24 protein-coding genes are annotated in these 24,854 nt (G+C 45.5%); 18 read left to right on the forward strand and 6 right to left on the reverse strand.

Annotated features, from left to right (window positions below; all coding sequences use genetic code 11):
• Positions 1–138: 138 nt before the first annotated feature.
• The 6 genes from ACTHPA_RS13435 (at position 139) to ACTHPA_RS13460 (ending at position 5,549) form a co-directional block, all read left to right on the forward strand.
• Complete coding sequence (locus ACTHPA_RS13435) at positions 139–360, forward strand: DUF2829 domain-containing protein (protein ID WP_440500899.1); 222 nt, start codon at positions 139–141, stop codon at positions 358–360.
• 52 nt (positions 361–412) lie between these two features.
• Positions 413–1,168, forward strand: coding sequence for a 3-oxoacyl-ACP reductase (locus tag ACTHPA_RS13440; protein ID WP_440500901.1), 756 nt, complete (start codon positions 413–415; stop codon positions 1,166–1,168).
• Positions 1,169–1,321: 153 nt separating this feature from the next.
• Entirely contained in the window at positions 1,322–1,831 is a 510-nt protein-coding gene (locus ACTHPA_RS13445) for a QueT transporter family protein (RefSeq protein ID WP_440500903.1), read from the forward strand.
• Between the two features lie 468 nt (positions 1,832–2,299).
• On the forward strand, positions 2,300–3,718 hold the full coding sequence (nhaC, locus tag ACTHPA_RS13450; protein WP_440500905.1) for a Na+/H+ antiporter NhaC: 1,419 nt from the start codon (positions 2,300–2,302) through the stop codon (positions 3,716–3,718).
• Positions 3,715–4,581 carry an MBL fold metallo-hydrolase gene (locus tag ACTHPA_RS13455; protein ID WP_440500906.1) on the forward strand — a complete coding sequence of 289 codons (867 nt, stop codon included), beginning with the start codon at positions 3,715–3,717 and terminating at the stop codon, positions 4,579–4,581. Before nhaC ends, ACTHPA_RS13455 begins: the two co-directional genes overlap by 4 nt.
• A gap of 65 nt (positions 4,582–4,646) precedes the next feature.
• Positions 4,647–5,549, forward strand: a complete 903-nt coding sequence (locus ACTHPA_RS13460; protein WP_440500908.1) for an acetamidase/formamidase family protein — start codon at positions 4,647–4,649, stop codon at positions 5,547–5,549.
• A 367-nt stretch (positions 5,550–5,916) separates the two neighbouring features.
• Here the strand turns inward: ACTHPA_RS13460 and ACTHPA_RS13465 are convergent, their stop codons facing one another.
• Complete coding sequence (locus ACTHPA_RS13465) at positions 5,917–6,096, reverse strand: hypothetical protein (RefSeq protein WP_440500909.1); 180 nt, start codon at positions 6,094–6,096, stop codon at positions 5,917–5,919.
• A gap of 137 nt (positions 6,097–6,233) precedes the next feature.
• On the opposite strand from ACTHPA_RS13465, the gene ACTHPA_RS13470 reads away from it, so the two are divergent.
• Positions 6,234–7,880: an FAD-binding dehydrogenase gene (locus ACTHPA_RS13470; RefSeq protein ID WP_440500910.1), complete on the forward strand. Its 1,647-nt coding sequence runs from the start codon at positions 6,234–6,236 to the stop codon at positions 7,878–7,880.
• A 62-nt stretch (positions 7,881–7,942) separates the two neighbouring features.
• A complete protein-coding gene (locus ACTHPA_RS13475; protein WP_440500911.1) occupies positions 7,943–9,529 on the forward strand; it encodes a M2 family metallopeptidase in 1,587 nt (528 codons plus the stop codon).
• A gap of 46 nt (positions 9,530–9,575) precedes the next feature.
• On the opposite strand, the gene ACTHPA_RS13480 is transcribed toward ACTHPA_RS13475, so the two are convergent.
• Entirely contained in the window at positions 9,576–9,797 is a 222-nt protein-coding gene (locus ACTHPA_RS13480; RefSeq protein WP_440500913.1) for a hypothetical protein, read from the reverse strand.
• Between the two features lie 139 nt (positions 9,798–9,936).
• On the opposite strand from ACTHPA_RS13480, the gene ACTHPA_RS13485 reads away from it, so the two are divergent.
• A complete protein-coding gene (locus ACTHPA_RS13485; RefSeq protein WP_440500915.1) occupies positions 9,937–10,392 on the forward strand; it encodes a DIP1984 family protein in 456 nt (151 codons plus the stop codon).
• Positions 10,393–10,738: 346 nt separating this feature from the next.
• Here ACTHPA_RS13485 and ACTHPA_RS13490 read toward each other — a convergent pair whose 3' ends face one another.
• Positions 10,739–11,554: an MBL fold metallo-hydrolase gene (locus tag ACTHPA_RS13490; RefSeq protein ID WP_440500916.1), complete on the reverse strand. Its 816-nt coding sequence runs from the start codon at positions 11,552–11,554 to the stop codon at positions 10,739–10,741.
• A gap of 137 nt (positions 11,555–11,691) precedes the next feature.
• Here ACTHPA_RS13490 and ACTHPA_RS13495 point away from each other — a divergent pair, with 137 nt between their 5' ends.
• Together ACTHPA_RS13495 and ACTHPA_RS13500 are read left to right on the forward strand one after the other, a co-directional pair.
• Complete coding sequence (locus ACTHPA_RS13495) at positions 11,692–12,222, forward strand: DUF1572 family protein (protein WP_440500918.1); 531 nt, start codon at positions 11,692–11,694, stop codon at positions 12,220–12,222.
• Positions 12,223–12,555: 333 nt separating this feature from the next.
• A complete protein-coding gene (locus ACTHPA_RS13500) occupies positions 12,556–14,130 on the forward strand; it encodes an FAD-dependent oxidoreductase (RefSeq protein ID WP_440500919.1) in 1,575 nt (524 codons plus the stop codon).
• 44 nt (positions 14,131–14,174) lie between these two features.
• Here ACTHPA_RS13500 and ACTHPA_RS13505 read toward each other — a convergent pair whose 3' ends face one another.
• A complete protein-coding gene (locus ACTHPA_RS13505) occupies positions 14,175–15,074 on the reverse strand; it encodes a hypothetical protein (RefSeq protein ID WP_440500921.1) in 900 nt (299 codons plus the stop codon).
• Positions 15,075–15,671: 597 nt separating this feature from the next.
• Here ACTHPA_RS13505 and ACTHPA_RS13510 point away from each other — a divergent pair.
• The 6 genes from ACTHPA_RS13510 (at position 15,672) to ACTHPA_RS13535 (ending at position 21,614) form a co-directional block, all read left to right on the forward strand.
• Positions 15,672–16,097 (forward strand): SRPBCC family protein, encoded by a 426-nt coding sequence (locus tag ACTHPA_RS13510; protein ID WP_440500994.1) that lies wholly within the window; start codon positions 15,672–15,674, stop codon positions 16,095–16,097.
• A 17-nt stretch (positions 16,098–16,114) separates the two neighbouring features.
• On the forward strand, positions 16,115–16,915 hold the full coding sequence (locus ACTHPA_RS13515; RefSeq protein ID WP_440500922.1) for a serine hydrolase: 801 nt from the start codon (positions 16,115–16,117) through the stop codon (positions 16,913–16,915).
• A gap of 350 nt (positions 16,916–17,265) precedes the next feature.
• A complete protein-coding gene (locus ACTHPA_RS13520; protein ID WP_440500924.1) occupies positions 17,266–18,684 on the forward strand; it encodes a serine hydrolase domain-containing protein in 1,419 nt (472 codons plus the stop codon).
• Positions 18,685–18,825: 141 nt separating this feature from the next.
• Positions 18,826–18,939, forward strand: a complete 114-nt coding sequence (locus ACTHPA_RS13525) for a YjcZ family sporulation protein (protein WP_440500925.1) — start codon at positions 18,826–18,828, stop codon at positions 18,937–18,939.
• A 337-nt stretch (positions 18,940–19,276) separates the two neighbouring features.
• Positions 19,277–20,458 carry a NupC/NupG family nucleoside CNT transporter gene (locus ACTHPA_RS13530; RefSeq protein WP_440500927.1) on the forward strand — a complete coding sequence of 394 codons (1,182 nt, stop codon included), beginning with the start codon at positions 19,277–19,279 and terminating at the stop codon, positions 20,456–20,458.
• A 139-nt stretch (positions 20,459–20,597) separates the two neighbouring features.
• Positions 20,598–21,614: an LLM class flavin-dependent oxidoreductase gene (locus ACTHPA_RS13535; RefSeq protein WP_440500928.1), complete on the forward strand. Its 1,017-nt coding sequence runs from the start codon at positions 20,598–20,600 to the stop codon at positions 21,612–21,614.
• A gap of 42 nt (positions 21,615–21,656) precedes the next feature.
• Here the strand turns inward: ACTHPA_RS13535 and ACTHPA_RS13540 are convergent, their stop codons facing one another.
• The gene (locus ACTHPA_RS13540; RefSeq protein WP_440500930.1) at positions 21,657–22,877 is read right to left on the reverse strand and encodes a dicarboxylate/amino acid:cation symporter; all 1,221 of its coding nucleotides are present in this window, start codon (positions 22,875–22,877) and stop codon (positions 21,657–21,659) included.
• A 146-nt stretch (positions 22,878–23,023) separates the two neighbouring features.
• On the opposite strand from ACTHPA_RS13540, the gene ACTHPA_RS13545 reads away from it, so the two are divergent.
• Positions 23,024–23,467: a hypothetical protein gene (locus tag ACTHPA_RS13545; protein WP_440500932.1), complete on the forward strand. Its 444-nt coding sequence runs from the start codon at positions 23,024–23,026 to the stop codon at positions 23,465–23,467.
• A gap of 31 nt (positions 23,468–23,498) precedes the next feature.
• Here the strand turns inward: ACTHPA_RS13545 and brnQ are convergent, their stop codons facing one another.
• A complete protein-coding gene (gene brnQ, locus ACTHPA_RS13550; RefSeq protein WP_440500933.1) occupies positions 23,499–24,815 on the reverse strand; it encodes a branched-chain amino acid transport system II carrier protein in 1,317 nt (438 codons plus the stop codon).
• Positions 24,816–24,854 lie beyond the last annotated feature (39 nt).

The raw sequence follows: 24,854 nt of genomic DNA on the forward strand, positions 1-24,854 counted from the left end.
TATCCTACCCTTCCCTCTGAAGGTTTTAACCCGATAGCCAGTGTTTATGTTAATAAAGCAAGGGGCGTCATTGTAAAAGCGCAGCCAATCCAGTATACTTTCATGATAATGAATACTACGTTTAAAGGATGATTATCAATGACGTTTGAAGAAGTATTGCCGCGCTTGAAAGCTGGCGAAAAAGTGATCCGCAGCGGGTGGGGCGGAGCTGAATTGTACGTGAAATTAGTCGGTGAAGAAGAGCATGAAGGGAAGAAGCTGAACCCTTACTTTTTGATCGACGTTGAAGGCGAAGGGTATACGATGTTTACACCGACGGTATGCGATCTATTGGCTGATGATTGGATCATTGTGGAATAAATTCTGAGGGCTCATGAGAAATCATGGGCTTTTTTTGCGGGAGGAAAGGGTTATGAAATTTGAAGAATTCGCCGGGAAGACGGTATTTGTAACAGGAGCGGCGTCGGGCATCGGCCGTGCGCAGGCCATCGCTTTTATGGATAATGGTGCGAATGTATTTGCGCTTGATGTGGAAGAATCAGGGTTGGTTGATTTGCAAGAGCGATATTCTTCCCGTTTTTCTTATGAAATCGGCAGTGTGAGCGATCAAACCGAAGTCGCGGCGGCTGTTGAACGAGCGATTTCGATATATGGACGGATTGATATTTTATTAAACACGGCAGGCGTCCTGGATGGCTATGCGAAAACGTTGGAAACGGACGAAGTTCTATGGAACCGGATTATGGATACGAATGTGAAAGGCACTTATTTCGTGACGAATGCTGTGCTTCCTCATATGTTGGATAATAAATCAGGCGCCATTGTGAATATGGCTTCGATTGCGGGACTCGTCGCGGGAGGGGGAGGCGCGGCTTATACTGCATCCAAACACGCGATCATCGGCTATACGAAGCAGACGGATTATGATTATTGCAAGGAAGGGATCCGGGTGAATGCAATTGCTCCGGGAGCAATTGAAACGCCGATGAACAAGGCTGATTTTGAAGGGGACGGCGAGATGGCGAAGTGGGTCGCTCAAGAAACTCCTGCAGGCAGATGGGCGCAGCCGGAGGAAGTTGCCGGGCTGACACTCTATTTGGCAAGCGACGCTGCAGACTATATCCATGGCACTGTCATTCCGATGGATGGCGGCTGGATTATGCGATAGGTATATTCAAGGGGATTCTCTTCTGCTATAATAGGCGGGCAAGCAAATTCTGTTTGCACTGCGGCACTTCGGTTTGGGCGTTCGGCCTATTCCTCCTTTGGCCGTAGTTATGACTAAAATAGCCCCGCGCTATTTTACAAAGGAGAATGACAAATGAATATCTCTACTTTCAAGGATTCACCACGGACAGCCGTGAGTGAATTAGCGAAGACCGCACTCATTGCCGGCTTATACGTCGCGGTGACCGTGCTGTTTTCAGTCATCAGTTTTGGCGCGATACAACTCCGTCTATCGGAAATGTTCAACTACCTCGCACTATACAACAAAAGGTACGTCGTGGCAGTTACAGCAGGTGTCGTCCTCGCCAATTTCATGTCGCCTACATGGATATTAGATGTGCCGATCGGCGGGATTGCGACGTTGCTAGTATTACTGCTCTGCAGAAGAGCGACGAGGAACATTAAGAACGATGCCCTGAAAATGGGCGTGACGGCTATCATTTTTGCACTATCCATGTTCACCGTTGCGGGCCAATTATCAATCATGCTTGGATTCCCGTTTTGGCTCACATATTTCACTGTCGGTGTCGGAGAATTGCTCTCCATGACAGTAGGCGGAATGATCATGTATCAATTGCACAAAAAACTAGACTTCACAAAATAAACTTCAACCCATTCCTTCGCACAAGGGGTGGGTTTTATTATTGAATCACTGGCAAATGCATGCTGCACAGGCACCGGATTAGTTATGATATAATTCAGAATAAAAAGTATTCGGTTGCTAGCTAAAGAAAAGACTTGACATCCCTGATGAGCATGATAAGATTCATAGCAATTACTTTTACGTAGAAGTATTTCAATTACATAGATAATGAGAGATGGTGCAGTAGTTCGATTGTGTGCAGCAACAAGAGACTGAATGGGTGGTGAAAGTTCAGGCGGCAATCAGGGTGAAGTACGCTATCGGTTTTTCTCAATTTTACATGAAGTGGATGGCTGATTTTGTATCGGTCCATCAAGTAGGGTGATAACGCGGAGAACTCCTTCGTCCCTTTCCAAGGGATGGATGGGGTTTTTTTATTTTTTTAGCTGTCTATAAATTGTATCGTCAACGGAGAAGGAGATGTCATCAATGAAAAAAGAACTGACTTTTGCAGCATCAATTATCCCAATATTTGCATTACTAGTCGCGGCAGCTTCCTCGATTTTCATTTGGAAAGCTGGGATGCATATCCCGTTGCTCATTGGAGTGTTTGCTGCTGCAGTAGTTGCAAGAATTTGTGGTTGGCGTTGGGAGAAAATCGAAAAAATGATGGTGAATGGGGTATCCCGGGCATTGCCCGCAGTATTTATCTTACTGATCATCGGGATCATTGTTGGAACTTGGATTGCTAGTGGCGTGATCCCAACGATGATTTACTATGGTTTATCGATCATTGAACCTTCCTTGTTTATTCCGCTCGTGGCGCTCATTACTGGAATTGTTTCAATTACATTAGGAAGCTCATTTACGTCCATTGCGACAATCGGGATTGCTTTCATGGCGATTGGAGAGGGGCTGGGATTTCCTCCAGGGCTTGTAGCGGGAGCAGTCATTTCAGGGGCTTACTTCGGTGATAAACTATCACCGCTGTCCGATACGACAAACATCGCTCCTGCAATGGCTGAAACAGATTTGTTTAGCCATATCAAGCACATGCTTTGGGACACGATTCCTGCATTTGTGATTGCACTTATTTTGTATTGGTTTGTCGGTCTTTCAGGTGCAGCGATTCATACTGTGGATACGAATGGCATCGATCTAATCAAAACGGGACTTGGTGATGTCTTTACCATACATCCCCTACTGCTGCTGATGCCTGTATTTACAATCGTTTTGATGATGATGCGAGTACCGGCTATTCCGGCGTTGATGATTGTAGGGTTATTAGGAGCGGTACTTGCCGTAATCGTTCAAGGCTCTTCCGTTTCTGAGATTGCACAAGTGATGACGAGTGGATTTTCAGTGGATTCGGGGATCGCTACTGTGGACTCTTTGTTGAATAAAGGCGGTCTTTTATCAATGTTGGGGACAGTCGGGCTGTTAGTCATCGCCACTGCTTTAGGCGGTATTTTAGAAGAAACAGGGGCGTTTGAAGTAGTCACAAGAAAAATGATAGCAGGTGTCCGTTCAACGGGAACGTTAATCAGCACGACCATTCTTTCGACTTTTGTCGTGGCATTCGCAAGTGGAGCACAGTTTTTAGCGATTATTTTACCGGCAAGAACATTTGTCCATACGTATAAAGAGATGGGAATCGATACGAAAAACTTGTCTAGATGTGTTGAAGCTGCTGGTACGGTAGGCATTAACCTCGTACCATGGGGTGTTCCTGCGATTTTTGCAGCAAGTACTCTAGGGGTCAGTCCAGGACAATTTATCCCATATGCATTCTTTGCGTTTCTAGTCCCGCTTATCAATATCATTTTTGGTTTCACCGGCTGGACGATTACGAAAAAGAGCTATCGAGAGAAAGAAGAAATAAAAACTGAAGGAGCCATATCGTTATGAGCAAGGTCATTTTACATGTGTTAGGAACGGCACAAGATGCCGGCCTGCCGCACCCGAATTGCTTTTGTGAAAACTGCGCGGAAGCCATCAGAAATCCCGAGTTCAGGCGCACTGCAGCTTCATTAGCCATTGTGCTGCCTGAACAAAAGTCATGGCATTTGATAGATGCAACGCCAGATATGAAGGAGCAGATGGCAAGGGTCCAAATGAAGCACAATCTGCAAGGGCAACTCATGACGAGCATCTTCTTGACACATGCTCATCTAGGCCATTATCCCGGGTTATTATTCCTAGGGCGAGAAGCGATCGGTGCAAAAAAGATCCCGGTACTCGCAGGGGTGAAGATGAAAAAAATGTTGGAAGAACAAGCGCCTTGGAGTCAATTAACAAAACTGGACAATATCGACTTACAAGAAATGCAAGATGGTCAATCGATTGGTGTTTCACCGGACGTCACCGTTACACCTGTTGATGTTCCGCACAGAAATGAGTTCTCTGATACATTTGCGTTTTGGATTACGGGGCCAGAGAAGAAAGTGTTGTACATTCCGGATATCGATCGATGGGAACAATGGGATAAAGACATTTATGAAGCGTGCAAAGAAGCAGATATCTGCTTACTTGACGGCACATTTCATTCCACCGAAGACCTTAAAAACATTGGCCGGGATTACCGGGAAATTCCTCATCCGCTCATGACGGAAACGATGGATCGATTACAAGATTTAGTGGAACAAACAGAGATTTATTTCATTCATCTTAATCACTCGAATCCTGTAATTCGTAAGGGTGAAACGGTGCGGAAGGAACTTGAATTGAAGGGTTTTCGTATTGCGGAGGAAGGTATGGAGTTTGTTCTATGACATTGGTATAAATCTATAAAGTTTAGTATACTCATGGAAACTATTTTGCAGTGGAAGGGGATACGATGATGAAAGTTGGGTATGAGGAAGGCATCATTTATGATTTCAATAAAGTGCATGAACCGATACGGACGATTCCGGCAGGTTCGACGGTGACGATTCAAACGTACGATTGTTTTCAAAATCAAATTCAATCCGAGCATACGGAAGTAACTGCGATTGATTGGGATAAAATCAATCCAGCAACAGGCCCGCTGTTCGTAGAAGGCGCAATGCCGGGAGACGTGCTGAAAGTGAAAATCGAACGAATTGACATCGGGGACCAAGGTGTCATGGTTGTCGGTCCCGAATTAGGTGTGATGGGGCATGTATTATCAAAAATGGAATCGAAAATATTGCCGATCCGAGAAGGCTATGTCCAGTTCAATGATCTCCAAATTCCTTTGAATAAAATGATCGGCGTCATCGGCGTTGCGCCGGAAGGGGAAGGCGTGAACTGCGGAACACCAGGCGCGCATGGCGGGAATATGGATAATAAAATGGTGACGGAAGGCGCCACGTTATACTTCCCGGTGTTTGCGGAAGGAGCATTGTTCGCGTTAGGCGATCTGCATGCCGCAATGGGTGATGGAGAAGTCAGCGTGTCGGGCGTTGAAGTTGCGGGCGAAGTGACTGTGACACTGGAAGTTATCAAAGGCGAGTCCTTGCGCCATCCAATGCTCGAAAATGAAAAAGTGTTCACTCAAATCGTGTCTGCTCCGACGTTAGACGAAGCGGCAAAAACAGCAGCAGTGGAAATGATAGAGCGCGTTGCAGAGAAAGCTTCTCTTCCAGTAAGCGAAGTGACAATGCTAATGAGTGCAGTCGGCCAGTCGGAAGTTTGCCAAATCGTCGATCCGCTCATGACAGCAAGATTCGTCGTTCCGAAATGGGTTCTGGATCAGTTGGGCGTTACATTTTTTGAATAAAATCAAGTAAGAAGACACAGTGCTCAAGAATACGGTTCTGCGCTCAAGAATGCTGGTCTTGCGCTCAAGAATACGTTTTGCGCTCAAGAATACGGTTCCTGCGCTCAAGAATACAGGTCTCGCGCTCAAGAATGCAGTTCTGCGCTCAAGAATACGTTTTCGCGCTCAAGAATAAAGTTCCGCGCTCAAGAATACGGTTCTGCGCTCAAGAATACGTTTTCGCGCTCAAGAATACGGTTCTGCGCTCAAGAATGCGGTTCATGCGCTCAAGAATACAGGTCTCGCGCTCAAGAATGCACTCCCACTTCCAATTCGAGATTCTATAAGCAAAATATGTACAGGTGAAGGGATTTCCCTCACCTGTTTTTTATCGTTCTCTATCATCCCGCCGCTCATTGCGTGCATTTGCGTCAAAGTCTTTTCCGAATTCCTGTGTGCGATTTTCGCCCGGATTATTCGTATTGCTGTTAGTGTTGTGTGCCTCTTTGTAAGTGTCAAAGCTATTATGCGTTCTCTCATTCATCGTCTTCTTATTGTTTTTATTCACCGACTTCTCACCTCCTCTACGTACTATGCGCGTCAGCGAAAGAAGTATACGCTGCTCTGCCCGATGAAAAGAAGGAATTGGAAATGGAGTTGGCGAAGGATAGAATTGTGGGATTTATTAACATTGGGGGTTGCGGAATGAATTATGATGTCATCGTAATTGGAGCCGGCCTAGCCGGTTTGGTGGCGACTTCGGAAATGATTAGAGCGGGTAAAAAAGTTCTCCTACTGGACCAAGAACCGGAGTCGTCTCTAGGTGGGCAGGCGTGGTGGTCGTTCGGAGGATTGTTTTTAGTTGATTCGCCGGAACAGCGGAGGCTTGGCATAAAGGACTCCAAGGAACTCGCATGGCAAGATTGGATGGGGAGCGCAGGATTCGACCGAATAGAAGATGAGGATCAGTGGGCGATGAAATGGGCGGAAGCGTATGTGGATTTTGCTGCGAATGAAAAAAGGGAGTGGCTGCATTCGCTTGGCGTCCGTTTTTTCCCTGTCGTCGGCTGGGCTGAAAGAGGGGGCTACTTAGCTGAAGGGCATGGCAATTCAGTGCCTAGATTCCATATAACGTGGGGGACGGGTCCGGGGCTCGTGCAACCGTTCGAAAAAATGGTCAGGGATGGAATTAGCAATGGTCTCGTTGACTATAAGCCGCGGCATCAGGTGGATGAATTACTAAACGAAAACGGCACGGTTATCGGGGTGAGAGGATCTGTTCTCGAGCCGAGCGACGTCCAAAGAGGGGAAACGAGTTCACGTTCTGTCATCGGGCAATTTACATACGAAGCACCAGCAGTCGTTGTGACGAGCGGCGGGATCGGCGCAAACTTCGATCTCGTCCGTGAAAATTGGCCATCGCGATTGGGGGAGCCCCCGAAGCAAATGATTTCAGGCGTCCCTGCCCATGTCGACGGGCGTATGCTTGCGATTACAGAAAATGCGGGCGGTCGAATTGTGAATAAAGATCGGATGTGGCATTACACGGAAGGTATCCGGAATTGGAGTCCGATCTGGCCTTCTCATGGCATTCGGATCTTGCCTGGACCTTCCTCCATTTGGCTAGACGCAGAAGGAAACCGGTTCCCTGCACCGAATTTCCCTGGATTCGACACGTTAGGGACGTTGCAGGCAATAAAGGAAACGGGCTATGACTACTCATGGTTTATTCTCACCGAAAAGATTATCGAAAAGGAATTCGCGTTGTCCGGCTCGGAACAGAATCCGGATTTGACAGGGAAAAGCATTAAAAAAGTGTTATCTAGGGTGCTTCCCGGCCCGCCTGCTCCTGTCAAAGCGTTCATGGATCAAGGTGAAGATTTCATTGTTGCGGATACGTTGGAAGAACTAGTTGCAGGTATGAACCGAGTCGCGGGGGATGATTTGATTGACACTGCAAAAATCGAGCGGCAGCTTCTCGCAAGGGACCGGGAGATGGATAATGCATTCACAAAGGATTTGCAAATTACTGCACTCCGCGGAGCGAGGAATTATATTGGAGACAAACTGATCCGCGTTGCGAAGCCCCATAAGCTGCTCGATCCGAAAAACGGTCCGTTAATCGCAGTCAGACTCAATATTTTAACCCGGAAAACGTTAGGTGGTCTTCAAACGGACTTGTCCGGCCGTGTGTTAAATGAAGCGGGAAATCCTATACCGGGATTGTATGCGGCAGGGGAAGTCGCCGGTTTCGGAGGAGGAGGCGTACATGGATACCGCGCATTGGAGGGGACGTTTTTAGGAGGATGCCTATTCAGCGGACGCATCGTCGGGCGAAACTTGTCAGAATAAGAAGGATATTTGCTGCGCCGCATCGAATGAAAAGAGAACGACAGAAAAAAGGGGAAGAGACTATGACAGTTGAACAGTTTTTGGAAGAGCAAAATAAAGCAATTAAAGAGTTACATATGACGAGCGCAAGCAGTTCTTGGATGGCGGCAACGACGGGGGAAGACGAATGGAATCAAAAGACAGCAGAAGCGCAAACGGAATTTAATAAATACTTAGCGAATCCGGAACGTTTCGAACAAGTGAAGGCGTATTTAGCACAAGATGATTTGACGGCAGTGCAACGACGCCAGCTCGAAAGCCTCCGTACTGGCATGGCAGGAAAGCAGATTGCAGAAGCGGATTTAAAGGAAATGGTAGAACGCTCGACAGAATTGATCGGTATTTTTAATACATTCCGTGCGACAATCGACGGTAAACCCGTATCGGAAAACGATGTTCGGCAAATTTTAATTAAAAATAATGATTCAGCTAAACGCGAAGAGGCGTGGCATGCGAGCAAGCAGATCGGGAAAGAAGTCGAAGAGAAGCTGTTGACCCTCGTCAAAAAACGGAATGAAGTCGCGCGTTCGTTAGGCTTTAAAAACTATCATGAAATGAGCTTCGAGCATCAGGAACTGGACCGGGATGAAATCTTTTCGATTTTCCATAAGTTGAAAGAGCTTTCGGATGAGCCGTTCCGTGAAATGAAGCATGAGATGGACAGCGAATTGGCGGAGCGCTTCGGCATTTCAATCGACGATCTTCGTCCTTGGCATTATGCTGATCCGTTTTTCCAAGAAGCACCGCCTTCCAAGGAACTGGACTTGGACCCATTCTATGAAGGGAAAGATCTTGAGCAATTAACGATCGAAACGTTTAAAAGCATGGGCATGGATATTACAGATATGTTGGCGAACAGTGATCTTTATCCGCGTGATAAAAAGAACCAGCATGCGTTTTGCACGGATATCGACCGGGAAGGCGACGTCCGCGTGCTATGCAATAACGTGCCTTCCGACTATTGGTCCGTCACGATGCTGCACGAGTTCGGCCATGCGGTTTACTTCAAATATGTCGATCCGACACTCCCATACTTGCTAAGGACATGCGCGCATACATTAACGACGGAAGCAATTGCGATGCTGTACGGCCGTTTCGGGAAAGATCCTGCTTGGCTGCACCAGTTTTTAGGGTTGGATAAAGAAGAAGTGAAAGAGCTGACGCCGCTCATCGAGAAATCGCTGCGTAGGCAAATGCTCATTGCGGGCCGTTGGATTATGGCATTCACTTTCTTCGAGCGCGAATTGTACGAAAATCCGGATCAGGATTTGAATAAGCTTTGGTGGAAAATCGTTCAGAATGTCCAATTCGTGAATCCGCCTGAAAACGTCGACTATCCGCATTGGGCGGCGAAAATCCATTTCACGCTCGTCCCGGTTTATTATCAAAACTATTTGCTAGGCGAATTGACGACGTCGCAGCTGCATTCCTATATTGAGAACAATATCTCAAAGGATATGTTCACGCCTGAAGTAGGTACGTATTTGATCGAGGAATATTTCAAGCCAGGGGCATTATACGAGTGGAATGAAAAGATTGAAAAAGCGACAGGTGAAAAGTTGAACCCACAATATTTCATTGATCAATTCGTTACGAAAGTACTTGTGTAATTAAAAACATGCCGAACGAGAATAGACAATCTCATTCGGCATTTTCTTATCGTCTTTTCTTTTTCACATCTAGTGCAGCCGTCTTGCTTTTATCCACTACTTTTTCGAACTCGACAAATACATAATAGACGTTTTCCTTTATTTCTTCGATCCTCATCACTTTGCCTTTTCGCCCTTTCAGCGTCACATTTTCATCGACGGCAGGGATGTTTCTGAGAACTTGGTTGAGAACGTAATTGTTATTTTCATAGAAATGGATGGCATACATAATTCGAATCTCCTTTAGTAGTGTGATAGTTGGAATCCATTCATTTTATGATTGTCCAAGAGATTTAGAACAAAGGACTTTTAGCGAGACGTGTCGAATGAAAGATATAACGACAAGTTGAACAAAGGGAGTGGTATGAATGAAACTCGCGGAGGCATTGATTGCACGCGCGGATTTGCAAAAAAGAAACGAGCAGCTGAAAAGGCGGATCAGCATGAACTTGAAAATCCAAGAAGGGGAACAGCCTGCGGAGGATCCGAACGTTATGTTGGCGGAGCTCGAAAGCAATATGAAGGAATTGACGACATTAATTCAACGGATCAATAAAACGAATTGCTCCGTCCAATTCGACGACACACGAACACTTGCCGATGCATTGGTTGAGCGTGACCAGAAGTGGGACAAGCGGTTGATCTTCGCGAAAATTGCAGAGGAAGCGTCGATCCGAAACGACCGATATAGCCGAACGGAAATCAAAATCATCAGCACTGTCGACGTTTCGTCCATTCAAAAGCAGGTCGACCAGTTATCGAAGGAGTTTAGGGAGATGGACACGAAGATTCAAGGAATGAATTGGAGCATCGATTTGATTTAGAGATCACAGATTTTTAAAGGAAGATGATCGGGCGCGCCCGATAAAATCTGGACGCACTAACGCCAAGGCGTAAGTGATCAGCAAGTCGGTAGCTGCATCGCAAAGGTGAGTACAAACCCGCCGACTGGGAAAGTCGGACTTAATGGTAGGTAGACGGGGCTATACCAATCGGTTCAAATCCGTCATGAACAATTGACGCCCAGTACCGTGACATGAGTACAAGTAGAATGTAATTGTAACGACCATGTACTAATTTGCGAACGCAGTGAGGGTGGGGTTGGGGGCTTGTTTTTGTAAATAAATTATTGGCGGCGGGCACCAAGTGTAATTGGATGCCCGCCGCTTTTCATTCTTTTCCTTCATTAATAATCGAGCGGATAATATGCATCGAATTCCATTCACCAAATGAAAAGAGCGTAATCGGGTATTTCTTAGTGAAAAGTCGCGAGTGGATTTCGCGCGCACCGTACCCTTTCTCACGTAGGCTAAGTGTCTCCTCCCTGAGCTCCTGTAAATACGCAAGTTTCTTCTGTAGCGCCATCCGCCCATCCTTCACATATCCCGCATGGCAGCAAAACATTTCCCCGAAGTCATACTGCAACGTCTTTTCAATGGAATTAATAATCGTAGGAATGCTCTCATCACGTAAAATGAGCTTTGTTTTCGGGTGCACATACAAATCCCCGGAAAACAGCTGTCCGGTCTCCTTGTTTAAAAATGCAAGATGGTCTTTTGCATGTCCCGGCGTAGGGATGACAGACCACTCGGCGCTCCTGGAATGGAATGTTTCACCGATCGGCTTTGCCGAGAAAGGGCGACGCGCTCCCCAGAAGAACTTCCGGTAAAAAGGATAATCCGCTTTTCGCACACATTCATCAATCGTCATTTCGTTCATGAAAATTGGTAATCCACGTTCGTTTTGTAAATAGTTTGCGCCTCCATTATGATCCTCATGGGCATGCGTGATCACGACCTGGTCAACGTCCGCCTGCTCAAGAAAAGGCTTGAATTCCTCCGCCAATGTTCGGGATCCCGTGTCAATCAACACCCCGTCCGTTTCAAAACAATGGACATTCAACTTCACGCTATTGAAATGAACGACCCCGTTGATAAAACGGACACCACTTATCTCATCCTTCTTTGATTTCGTTTTCAAAAACAAGAGCTTCACCCCTTACTATTGCATGATTCACTTACTAGTAGACTACCACAATATGAATGACTATTCATTCAATTGATTATTATTTGAAGGATTTTATAAACAATGACTCGAATACAGTAGAGAAAGGAGGGGGCACTATGACGATTGGAATAGAATACTTACGCGTCGTTCGGGAACGGTTTGCCGTTTTGAAAGGGCAAGGTGACAAGACCTTTGCTCAATTGGATGAAGAACATTTTCATTGGACGATGAACGACGAATCAAACAGCATCGCGATTCTTATTCAGCATATAAGCGGTAATATGGTTTCGAGGTGGACGGATTTTCTGACGGCGGATGGTGAAAAGCCGGATCGGAATCGGGACGGGGAATTCAAGATGAAACGGATGTCCAAAGCGGAGCTGTTAGATTGTTGGGAACATGGCTGGCGTGTATTTTTGAATGCGCTCGAAAGCTTGAATGAGCATGACCTGGTTAAAACCGTTCATATTCGCGGGCAGGCTCATTCCGTCATCGACGCGATTGAACGGCAAATGGCACATTACGCAGCCCATATCGGACAGATTATGTTCATTGGAAAACAGATAAAAGGGGAGGAGTGGGCAAATTTAAGCATCCCTAAAGGGGGATCGGACGCCTACTTGCAACGGATGCTGAAGGAGAAATGAAGAAGTTATGCCTGTGAGATGGTGGAATGTCCCCGTCTCACAGGCGATTAAACGTGCAAGGGCTCATTAATTCCACCAAGGGCTCAATTAATTGCACAAGGGCTCATTAATTTCGCCAAAGGCTCAATTAATTGCACAAGGGCTCATTAATTTCGCCAAGGGCTCAATTAATTGCACAAGGGCTCCATTATTTCGCCAAGGGCTCCATTACTCACACGACAGCTCTTTTTATTCCCCCAAGCTCCCCTCTTCCGATTAAAAATGCGCCATATGTTTACATTCTGCTAACCAATGGGAATCCTACCTGCAGTACATTGTACAGGAGGACAGGATATGAACAGTCAAAGCAATGGGAAATTGCCGGAGCATCCAGAATCATTTTGGAGGACGAGTGTCGACTTTCCGACCTTTCCGAGTTTGGATGAAGATCTCGACGTAGACGTTATCGTTGTCGGTGGAGGCATTACCGGGATTACATCCGCATATTTATTGGCCCAGGATGGTTTGAAAGTTGCGGTCATTGAAGCTGATAAGGTGTTGAACGGGACAACGGGGCATACGACGGCGAAAATTACGGCGCAACATGATTTGATTTATGATGAGTTCATCCAAAACATGGGGCGGACTACAGCAAGGCTGTATTACGATGCGAATATGGAAGCACTGGCATTCATCAAAAAAACGGTGGAGGAACATCAAATCGACTGTGATTTCACAACTGTGGATGCGTATATTTACTCCGTCACCGAGAAGTACGCAGAGAAGATCAAGAAGGAAGCGGACGCTTACGAGAGGCTTCAAATCGAAGGCGGATTGGTCGATGGCCTTCCGTTTGACATTGACGTACAAAATGTCCTTGTCATGAAAAACCAGGCGCAATTTCATGTAACCAAATATTTGGTGCAACTCATTGATTTATTCACACAAAAGGGTGGGCAAATCTTTGAAGATACAGTGGCAGTTAATATTGATACGGGGGAGCGGCCGGCTGTCCTGACGCGCAATGAAAAACGGATTACCGCGAAGCATGTGCTGATTTGCTCGCATTTTCCGTTCTACGAGGGAACTGGTCTTTATTCCACGAGGATGTATGCGGACCGTTCATACGCGTTAGCTGTGAAATCGAAGAAAGAATTCCCGTCAGGCATTTTCATTAGCGCGGATGAACCGACACGCTCTTTCCGGTCTGTCATGGATAACGGCGAGGAGCTGGTGCTCATTGTCGGAGAAAACCATAAGACGGGTCAAAGTCCGGTGGAGACGATGGAGCATTACAAAGCGTTGGAGCAATTCGGCGAAGAGGTTTTCGGTCTTGAGAAGATTGTACAAAGGTGGTCGGCACAGGACTTGGTCACTTTGGATAAACTGCCTTACATCGGTGAAATCACATCAGGAAATCCAAATATCCTAATTGCGACGGGCTTCCGGAAATGGGGAATGTCGAATGGGACGGCCGCTGCATTGTTATTCCGCGATATGGTGATCGGGAAAGAGAACAAGTTTGAGAAATTGTATACGCCAACAAGGTTCTATGCACAACCAAGCTTGAAAAACTTCCTCGTCCAGAACGCAAACGTCGTTGGTCAATTAATCAAAGGTAAGCTTGATTCGCCAAAAACGAACCCAGATGATTTATCCAAAGGAGAAGGCGCGGTCGTAACACTCGATGGACATCGGAAAGGTGCCTACCGGGATGACGACGGGAAAATCCATATCGTCGATACGACGTGCACTCATATCGGATGCGAAGTCGAATGGAATAGCGGCGATAGGACGTGGGACTGTCCGTGCCACGGATCTAGATTTACATTCACAGGCGAAGTAATTGAAGGCCCGGCGGAAAAGCCGTTGCAGCGTTATGATTATACAATGATGGACAATTTGACATCTGAGGATTCCGGATATTGAATGAAAACGACCCATCCTGCGCTTTGCTGGATGGGTTATTTTGATTACGATTTTTTTCGATACACGCAGGGTGTATACCGTTTCCAAGACTCCTCTAATTCCTCCCAGTCAACAATTTTCCATGGATTGAAAAATGTCTGTCCATTTTTATTGAAAAACAACTGTCCGTCAATGCAGTAGGCCGCATGTTGAACGTTGCTATTTTCATCAATCCAGACGACTGCGTCATCCGTCTCAAAGTTGTCTTCGACTATCGTGAATGAAGCTTGTGCCACCTTCTGCTTAAAGGTTTCGCCATGAACCCATTCATGGATGATCCATTCGTCAAGCGCAGGCTCGGAACTGATTGCGAATAGCGTGGCGGCGAGGCAATTGGCGCCTGGCTCGGTCGAAAATGTATTGGCATATTTGAGCAAATGAGAAGGAGTCGATGAAGGAGGCTGCAACGATGTCCATCCATCGTATTGCTGTGCAGTTATGCGGACGATTTCTTCTTTGATGGAAGCGGGCAGTTTCATCCACATCGCCCTTTGTAAAACACCGATTCTTTCCCCATTTACTTCTAAAATGTAGTCCTTCGGAAATGAATCTTGTTCGGACAACAACGAGAGCGGGCCGACTAACCCTCTTCCTAACTCGTATTGCATCGTGAATAGTGCATGTCTCTTGTCGAAGGAAAGTGAGTCGATCCATTCGGGTTGTGTAACGATGACGTACTCAGCCTCTTTAGAAATCATCCAATACATATAACTATTTACCATTTGAATGCCGTTGTAAGAGGAATGATTGAAGAACTCTGATCTCGGAAATACTAAAGCACCTTGCAAATCATTTTGGAATAAAGGTAGATCATTCTTTCGCAAAAAATATAAATCTTTTTCTGGTACATATTTTTCAATCCAATGTTCTAGCTGTTGCTGTGTAGGTTTTATCGTAATATCCATGTCTGTGCACCTCTCGACTGAAAATTGTCTTTCTTCTCATAGTAAACTATTAATGCAGAACCTTCTATCGTTTTCAGAAAGTAGTAGAGGGATTTTCACGTTTGTATCGAATACATGAAAGAGTGAAGTTTATATGGGGGTGACAGTTTGACGTTTGAGGACTTGGTGAATGAAAAAGGATACTCTATTTCATTTGAACAAGTAAGCGTCCCAAAAAGCGAAGGGGTCAATTTGCGTTTCATTGTGAATAAAGCGAAGGAAAGTTGGCATTTACGTGTTCATCCTCAACCGGATATAGAGGTCACGACATATCAGATTGATTTTCCTTACTATATTACATTTCTTGCGGCGGTAGATATTTATACTCGCTGGAATGACAATGAACGATTCAGGGGAGATGCGTTCAGGATTTATGAAAAGTCCACGTTCATAGATTATTTGGAGAAGGAGTGGAATCTGTCCATTCCTGATTATCCGGGCAAGAGGCCTGTATTATATGCGCTAGCTTGTATTGATGACGTCGTCTATATTGTTTCTCACGAAGAACCAATTGTTACGAAAATCACATCTGAAATCGCAGAAGGGAAGAAACCTACAATGAATACAGACATAACAACTAAAATGAAAATTAATAAACCGGCAAGTGACGTGTTCGAAGCGATTGTCGATCCGGGACAAATGGGCGGATATTGGTTTTCATCAGGTACAAGCAGAGTTGAACAAGGCAAGACGATCACTTGGAAGTATGAGGAATATGGTGCCGAAGGGGATATTCACGTATTGGAAGTTAACGAGAACAAGAAAATTGTTTTCAACTGGGGAGAAACGACTGTGACGATGACATTCCAGGAAACGGACGGAAGTACACTGATTGTAGTGACTGAGTCGGGAATGAATGCGGACGACCCCGACATCATTGCTAAAATGCTTGGTCAAAAAGAAGGCTGGGTGTATATGCTCACTTGCTTGAAAGGATATGTGGAAAACGGTATTACGACGTTGCGCGCATCGTTAGTTCATTGAAAGAAGAGGGGGATAAGATGAACGCGCTGCAGGAGAAAGTAGAAGGTCGCTTGAAGAATGCGAACGGGATATGGGCCGTTGCGGTAGAGGATGTAAATGAAGGCACCTTATTTTCAATAAATGGAGATGAATGCTTTTACGCGGCAAGCATCATCAAAGTTCCAATTATGGCTGCGGTATTTGCAGCGGCGGAAAAAGAGGTCGTCCGGTTAGGGGATCGTTTGCCGTTACGAAGAGACGATATCGTCGGCGGGAGTGGTGTGCTGCAGTTCATGTCACCAGGCATTGAGTTGCCGATCTATGATTTGCTGACATTGATGATCATTCAAAGCGATAATACAGCGACAAATATGTTGATTGATCTGATTGGGATGGAAACGATTCAGGCTTTCCTGAAAGAACTAGGGATGGAACGAAGTGAGATTCATCACAAATTGATGATTGTTCAAGCAAATCGGGTGCGTAGCAATGAAATAACCGCTTCTGAGATGACTGCTTTATTGGCAAAGATTGCACAGGGTGAGTGCGTTTCGTTGCACGCATCGGAGCAGATGGTGCGCATTATGAAGCAGCAACAGCTTTCGAATGGTTTTATCGACAGCTTGCCTGCAATCAATACCCCGATTGTTGGCGCCATTCCAGAGTGGGAGTTTGCTGGGAAGGGCGGTAATGTTGAAGGAATTAAGCATGAATGTGCGCTGCTATACGTGCGCGGGCGATGCATGGCGGTCACTGTGCTCTCCAAAGGATGTGCGGAAGATGAGGCGCAGGAAATGATTGCGCAAATTGGAAGCGAGGTGTATGACTATGCCAGATGAGGGAAAGTCCTCATCTGGTTTTTTCATTTCTTACATCGAATTGTAGTCAATCGGTGATAAATTCATTCGAGTCGGTGATAAAGGGTGCCAAGTCGGTGATAAAGTCATCAGAGTCGGTAATAAACTACAGCGAGTCGGTGATAACAACTTCCGCGCCACCTTGCCGAGGCACTCGACCAAATGAATCTTATAAATTAAAAACCGTTATGCGTGTTTGTGGAGTTTATGCGTGAAATAAACGAATTATGCGTTTTTGCGACGCCAGAGGATGACGATACGGCAATAAAAGAGGGAAATCATGCTTAACGGCGAATAATCTTAGTATGGAAAAGCAAACAGGGGGAATGAAAATGGGGGAAACTATAGCGGTAAATACATTTGATACGTATGCGCAAGAGTTCGTTGAGAAGCATTTGATTCCAGGGGCGATGATTGGCATTGAGACGGACGGGCTGCGGGTATATGAGAAGAACTTAGGCTATCGGAATGTTAAGCGGAAGCTGCCCGCGACGGGTGATACAGTTTTTGGAATTGCATCGATGACTAAGTCGTTTACGAGTGCGGGCATTATGAAACTGCAGGAGACGGGAAAGTTGTCAGTGCATGATAGAATCGTTGACTACTTGCCAGAATTGAAGAAGCCAGGAACACAAGTGGAGCGAATTACGATCCATCATTTAATGACTCACACTGCAGGTTATCCACCTCTCGCGACGCATGTGTATGCCCGGAAAAATAGCATTGAACAAGATCCTTCCGCAAAAGATTACGGACTGGATCTGTTGAACAATCCAGGACCACATATCGAGACGTACGACGAAATGCTTGCGTTCATGGCGACAGACGATTTTGAATGGCTCGGCGAACCAGGTCAGTTTTACAGTTATTCGAATGATTCATACGGGTTGCTTGGCGTCATCATTAGCAGAGTGAGCGGACGACCATATGAAGAGTTCATTGAAGAAAATATAGTAAAGCCTGCGGGCATGAAAAATAGCTTTTTTGCGATGGAGAGATTGGACCGTACCGATGATGTTGCGACACTTTACATGAAAGCGAAGGACGGCTCGCATGTGTATGAAGCACCGCTTTGGTGGGATGCGCCGTCGATGCGTTCGGTCGGTTATTTGAAATCGACGGCAAATGATATTCTCCGCTATTTAGAAATGTATTGGAATGAAGGCGTCGTCGACGGAACACGGATTTTATCGAAGGAAAGCATTGAGCAAATGATCCATCCGCATATCGAATACGAACCTGGCAAGTGCTACGGATATGGTCTGCGAGTCATTCCCGATTATTTCGGTTCTACATTGATCAGCCATGGAGGCGGCTTAAAAGGCGTGTCATCGTATATGTGTGCCGTTATCGAGAAGAAAAAGGCGGGCGTGATTTTGACGAATGTTTCGGATGTTCCGGCGGCTGATCTTCTTATGAGCGCGATAAATGTTACGGAAGGCAGAGAATTAAACGCTTCCTCGTCAACGTATGAGGTGAAAGAAGTTGATGCCAAGGACCTTCAGAAATTCATAGGCTCCTATATTTCAAGCGAAGGAATGAATGTAAAGGTGTCATTGAACGATGGCCGGCTCACTGTTGAATCGAATGAAGCGAGCAGGAAGTTAAAATGTATAGGGGACAATGTTTTTATGGATGAAGATGAGAATGATGGCATTTTGCAATTCGTTGAAAACCGTAGCGGAGAAATTGAGCGTATCGTATATGGTGGAAGGCATATTATGAAGGAGAGCAATTCTTCAATTGCTTGAAAGTTACTGGGCTTTCACGGTTACGTGGGAGCTCTTTTTTTATTTCCCGAAGCTGTGCAGGTCGTACTAGGGGAATGTCATGGGCATGGATGAAGTGACTACATAGAATAACATCATCAAGTGTTTTGGAGGTGTGGAAGAATGTCGAATGAAGTTGGTCAAGGTGGAGGGTATGGCGGCGGTTATACTTTAATTGTCGTTTTGTTTATATTATTAATAATTGTTGGAGCTGCCTATTGGGGCGGAGGATACTGAAAAGGTAAATTTTTTTGTTAATAAATTTATAGAAAATGCATTAAAATTGAAAAACAGAGAGGGTTTATTAAATGCCTCTCTGTTTTTTTATGTACTAATTTTGTCAATTACTCTACTGTTGAATTTATGTTATCATGTTCAAGTTGAGAAAAAAATATAACATTTTCATGCTTATTTGACATTTCGGAAGTTGGTCATGAGTATTTGTTTCGTATATAAACGACCGATTTGTCGAATAACTAAAACGATTACGGAATAAAGTTTTCGGGAACATATGAGAAATGTGATTTTGCTCCGCACAACAACAGTTTATGCACATAGAGAGGGGGAAACCGCTTTGAAATTCCTCATATTCATTGCGGCGTTACTTGTTATTTTTTTCCTTGCATTCATAGCAAGCAATGGCAAGAAGAAGATTAAATACAAACCGATTATCATCATGATCGTTTTGCAGTTAGTTTTGGCTTTCGTCCTATTGAATACGGAAATTGGTCTTGTTCTAGTTAAAGGCGTATCGGGCGTATTCGAGAAACTTTTAGCCTACGCAGCGGAAGGGATTAACTTCGTATTCGGAGGACTTGCGAATGATGGTGCAATCCCATTCTTCCTGAATGTTTTAATGCCAATCGTCTTTATCTCTGCGCTCATCGGAATTGCTCAGTATATAAGGTTGCTTCCGTTGATCATCCGTTTTCTTGGTTCTATTTTGAGCAAGGTCAATGGTCTAGGGAAATTGGAGTCTTTCAACGCGGTCGCCTCTGCGATTTTTGGACAATCTGAGGTATTCATTTCCCTTAAGAAACAATTGCCTCATATTCCGAAGCACCGGATGTACACGATGTGTACTTCTGCTATGTCAACAGTATCCGCTTCCATTTTAGGGGCATACATGACGATGATTGAACCTGAATATGTCATTACGGCACTCGTTTTAAATCTCTTTGGCGGATTTATCATCGCGAATATCATCAACCCTTATGAAGTGACAGAGGAAGAGGATATTATCGAAGGGAAGGAAGAAAGACGCCAGTCCTTCTTTGAGATGTTGGGCGAGTATATTTTAGATGGTTTTAAAGTGGCCATCGTCGTTGGTGCGATGCTTATTGGCTTTGTCGCATTGATCGGCATGGTGAATAACGTTTTTGAAGCGGCAGTAGGTGTTAGCTTCCAAACTGCGTTAGGATATGTGTTTGCGCCATTAGCATTCATCGTCGGCGTTCCGGCATCGGAAGTTGTACAAGCCGGTACGATCATGGCGACAAAGTTGTTGACGAACGAATTCGTGGCGATGATTGATTTGTCAGATATGGCATCATCTTTATCAAGCAGGACGGTCGGCATCATTTCTGTATTCCTCGTATCATTCGCGAACTTCTCCTCAATCGGTATCATTTCAGGAGCTGTTAAAGGATTGAACGAAGAACAAGGAAATACAGTCGCTAAATTTGGGTTGAAGCTGCTCTATGGAGCGACTTTGGTCAGTTTGTTGACTGCGGCAGTTACAGGAATCATGTTATAAAAGGAAGCCCTTTGTTGGGCTTCCTTTTTTTGCACACGCGTCAGTACCATTCAATGGAAGTAGACGAGCCGAAGGGTTATCATGAAATGGAAGTGATAAAGCTGACAAAAACTAGACTTAAACTATTGGAGTGAGGCAATTGATAAATGATGTAGCGAAAAAATTTAATGGCATTCCTTTGTCGATCCTTGATCTTGCGATGATCAACGAAGGAAGCGATGCAGGGCAATCTTTCAAAAACAGCGTCGATCTTGCCCAGCATGCAGAGAAGTGGGGGTTTAACCGCTTTTGGCTTGCTGAACATCATAATATGCCCGGTGTTGCAAGTTCGGCAACGTCCGTCATTATCGGTCATGTGGCAGGTGCGACGAAGACGATCCGTGTCGGGGCAGGAGGTGTCATGCTTCCAAACCATGCACCGCTCGTCATTGCTGAACAGTTCGGAACATTAGATGCGTTATTTCCTGGCAGAATTGACCTCGGGCTTGGTCGAGCACCTGGCAGCGACCAGGCGACAGCTTACGCGCTGCGAAGGACGTTGCAAAGCACCGGAGACGATTTTCCTTTGCAGCTGGACGAACTGCGCACCTTTTTCAAGAATGATCCTTCCGCACGTGTACGGGCGATCCCTGGAGAAGGGAGCAACATCCCGATATGGTTGCTAGGCTCAAGCGACTTTAGTGCAAGACTTGCTGCTGATCTTGGGCTTCCATTTTCATTCGCAAGCCATTTTGCCCCAACATATATGATGCATGCATTGAACTTATATCATCGGAATTTCAAGCCTTCAAAGGATCTTGAAAGACCGTATACAATGCTTGGCATTAATATTATTGCTGCAGATACGGATGAGAAGGCGCGATGGCTTGCCACTTCTCACCAGCAAATGTTTTTGAATATCCGCAAAGGGATTACGACGCACTTCAAGCCACCGATCGATGACGTGGACGCTGTCTGGTCCGAACTTGAGAAAGCGGTAGTCACTGAGCTGTTGGAATGGCCGTCGACGATTGTCGGCAGTCCTGAAACGGTCAAGCGCAAATTGGAAGCGTTCATGGAAATGACGCGGGCGGACGAATGCATTATTAGTTCAGGCATCTTCAACCACGAAGACCGACTCCGCTCGTACGAAATAGTTTCAGAGCTGATGGAATGAATAGAAAAGCCAAGCAAGGGTACATCCATTGCTTGGCTTTTTTCATATTTGCCTTCTTTTCTCATGCTGGTCGATCAATCTTGTCCCAACGAGATCGCCCGTGACGTTAACGGCGGTTGCACCCATTCCGATAAGCGCGTCAATCGCAGTTAACAAAGCCACCGCTTCCATCGGCAAGCCGAGCTGGACGAACACAGTCGCAATCATGACGATGCCCGCGCCTGGAACTCCTGCTGTCCCGATTGAGGCGAGCGTCCCGATCAATACGACCATCAACATATCGGAAATTGTGAGTGTGGTGCCTGCGACATTGGCTGCAAAGACGGCGGACACGGCTATGCGGATCGCGGCACCGTCCATATTGACGGTTGCACCGAGCGGAATGCTGAAGCCATATAGGCTTTTGGAAACCCGCATCTTTTTTGCAGCATCTAATGTGAGCGGCAATGTCCCCGTGCTGCTTTGGGTAACAAAAGCGGTAATGATTGGCGTGCGTGCATGTTTGAAGAAAGACCCCGGTTTTATTCTAAAAAGAAGTAGAAGAATGACATATAACACGATATGAACGAGCAACGCAATATAAAAGATGCCAATCATACCACCTAAGGAAATAAGTGTATCGATCCCTTGGCTCCCGACTGTATTTGCAATAATTGCAAAAATGCCGATTGGCACATATTGAAGGATTGCCTTCAATATAATAAGGGACGCTTCATTCAACGAATTGACTGTTGTCAGTAAGGACTCTCCCAGCCCGACATGTTTCTCAGAGGAACGCATAACGGAAATTGCAATTCCGAATGCGAGAGCTGTGAATATGATGCCGAGTAGATTCATTTCCGTAAATGCCGTGACGATATTGGACGGGACGATATTGAGAAGGACTTGGACGATGCCCGGATTTTCCGGGACGTCGAATGTTTCATTGCCGGTAAGTCTCATTCCCTTTCCAGGCTGCAAAATGCTAGCGACAAGCAAACCTACAATGATCGCAAGCGCAGAAGTCACCGTGTAGTAGATGAAAACTTTGCTGCCCATACGTCCTAAATTAGCAATATTCGTCTGATTCACGCCGACGATGAGTGTAAATAAAATGAGTGGGATAATTAGAAAGGTGAGCAAACGGAGCAACAGATCGCCGAACGGTGCCAAGACGGCGGCTTGTTCCCCTAATAAGAAACCTGCTATAATCCCAAGAACTAAGGCGATTGAAATTTTAAAGATTAACGAAGCACGTAAATATGCAGTGAAAATACTTTTCACCTTGACGCCTCCTATTCAGAACAGCAAGTATTAAAGGAATTCTGAATTCTACGTTAATACAGTGTGGACGGTGTGTCAAAATACATGCCTTGAAAAAGGGAAGTGACAGCAAGACGTCGAAAGAGTAGGAAAGGAGTGATTAGCGAATGGTACTAGTGGAGGAAAAGAAGCAAGTGGAAAAACAACTAGAGAAAGCGAAAGCAGAAGTTCAAGTGCAAGAAAAAGGGCAAGTGCAAGTTGAAAGCAGCGTGGGTCGGAAGGAATTTAGGGAGGCTCCTGTAACGACGGTGTTCAAGAAATTTGGCAATCATAAGGACGTCTCTCTCGTTTTTGGCGAACCGATAGAAGTTGGCTTAACGAAAGTGTTGCCTGTTGCGAAATTAAGATATGGATTCGGCGGCGGTGGAGATGGCAATGGCGCGGATGGCGGCGGTGGGGGCTTTTTAGTTAAACCGGTCGGCGTCTATGAAATTACGCCGGAGCGGGTGAAATTCAAATCGACACGCGATCCATTGCAAATAGCTGGAATGGCATGTCTTCTCGGACTTTCTTTCGTATTAGGAAGAAACCTTCGGAAGAAAGGTAAATGAAAAAGGACTCCTGTGAGTCCTTTTTTCATTTCTATTGACTGGCATTTTTCCGAAGGGAACCAATGATAAAGCCGAGTGTTCCCAACACGATCGCGGGGACAATCCATCCTAGCCCTTCTTCGTAAAGCGGCAAATAGCTGAGAACATCGGCGACAGGAGCAATAGGCAAACCGAAAGCTTTCAGCATATCGAAAAAGCCGACAACCCCTGCAGCCGCTAACGCGAATAAATACACTTCCCGATAACCGTTGAATCGGTTATGAAAGAAGCTGACCGTAATTAACACGATTGCAAGCGGATAAATCCCGACAAGAACCGGCAATGTGATCGAAATTAATTGCGTAAGCCCAATATTCGCAATCACTGTACTAAAGAGGCCGACAATCAGGACAACCGTTCGATACGAAAGTTTCGGGAATGTACTTGAGAAAAAGGCTGCACAGGACGAGACGAGTCCTACGGAAGTCGTTAAACAAGCAAGAAATACAGCTGTTCCGAGCACTACTTGTCCGGTCGTTCCCATTAACGAAAACGCAAGTTGAGTTAAAATTTCTCCGCCGTTTTCCGCATTTGGAGCGATTAAACGACTAGTGGTGCCGAGGTATGCAAGTCCCACATAGACGAGGCAAAGCCCGACAACCGCAAAAATACCAGATTTCATCGTGATGGAGGCAACTGCTTTGCGGTCTGAAATGCCTTTTCCCTTAATCGCGTTAATAACGATAATGCCGAATACGAGCGCAGCAATTGCGTCCATCGTTAAATATCCTTCAATGAAACCGTTTATGAATGGATTGTGGACGTATGGTTCTTGTGGCGGGCCACTTGTTCCGGCAGGCTTGAGGATTCCGACTGTAACGATGAAAGCAATGAGGGTAAGTAGAATTGGCGTCAGCACATTTCCGAAACGGTCGACTAATTTATTTGGCTTCAGGGAAAGCCATGCCGTAATTGAGAAAAAGAGTACCGTAAACAGAAACATTACGATTCTTTCCGAGGATTCAGAAAGAAAAGGAGACAGTCCCATTTCAAAAGAAACCGTAGCTGTACGTGGAACCCCGAAAAAAGGACCAATCGCTAAGTAGACAATGATTGTAAAAGCGATTCCGAACAGCGGATGAGCCTTGCCTGCTAGATCCCTTAACTGGCTGCCGCTCAAGGCGACTGCGACTACGCCTAGAAAAGGAAGACCGACTCCGGTAATGAGAAACCCTGTAATTGTAATCCAGACGTTATCTCCCGCTAGTTGTCCGACTAACGGTGGAAAGATCATATTGCCAGCGCCGAAAAATAGCGCGAACATTAATAATCCTAACTTTACTGTTTCTTTCTTCGAAAACTCATTCATTCAAATTTCCCTCCGTAAAAGCTCATAAATGGATTTTAC

Source organism: Sporosarcina sp. SAFN-015 (assembly GCF_051966875.1).
Lineage (GTDB): Bacteria > Bacillota > Bacilli > Bacillales_A > Planococcaceae > Sporosarcina.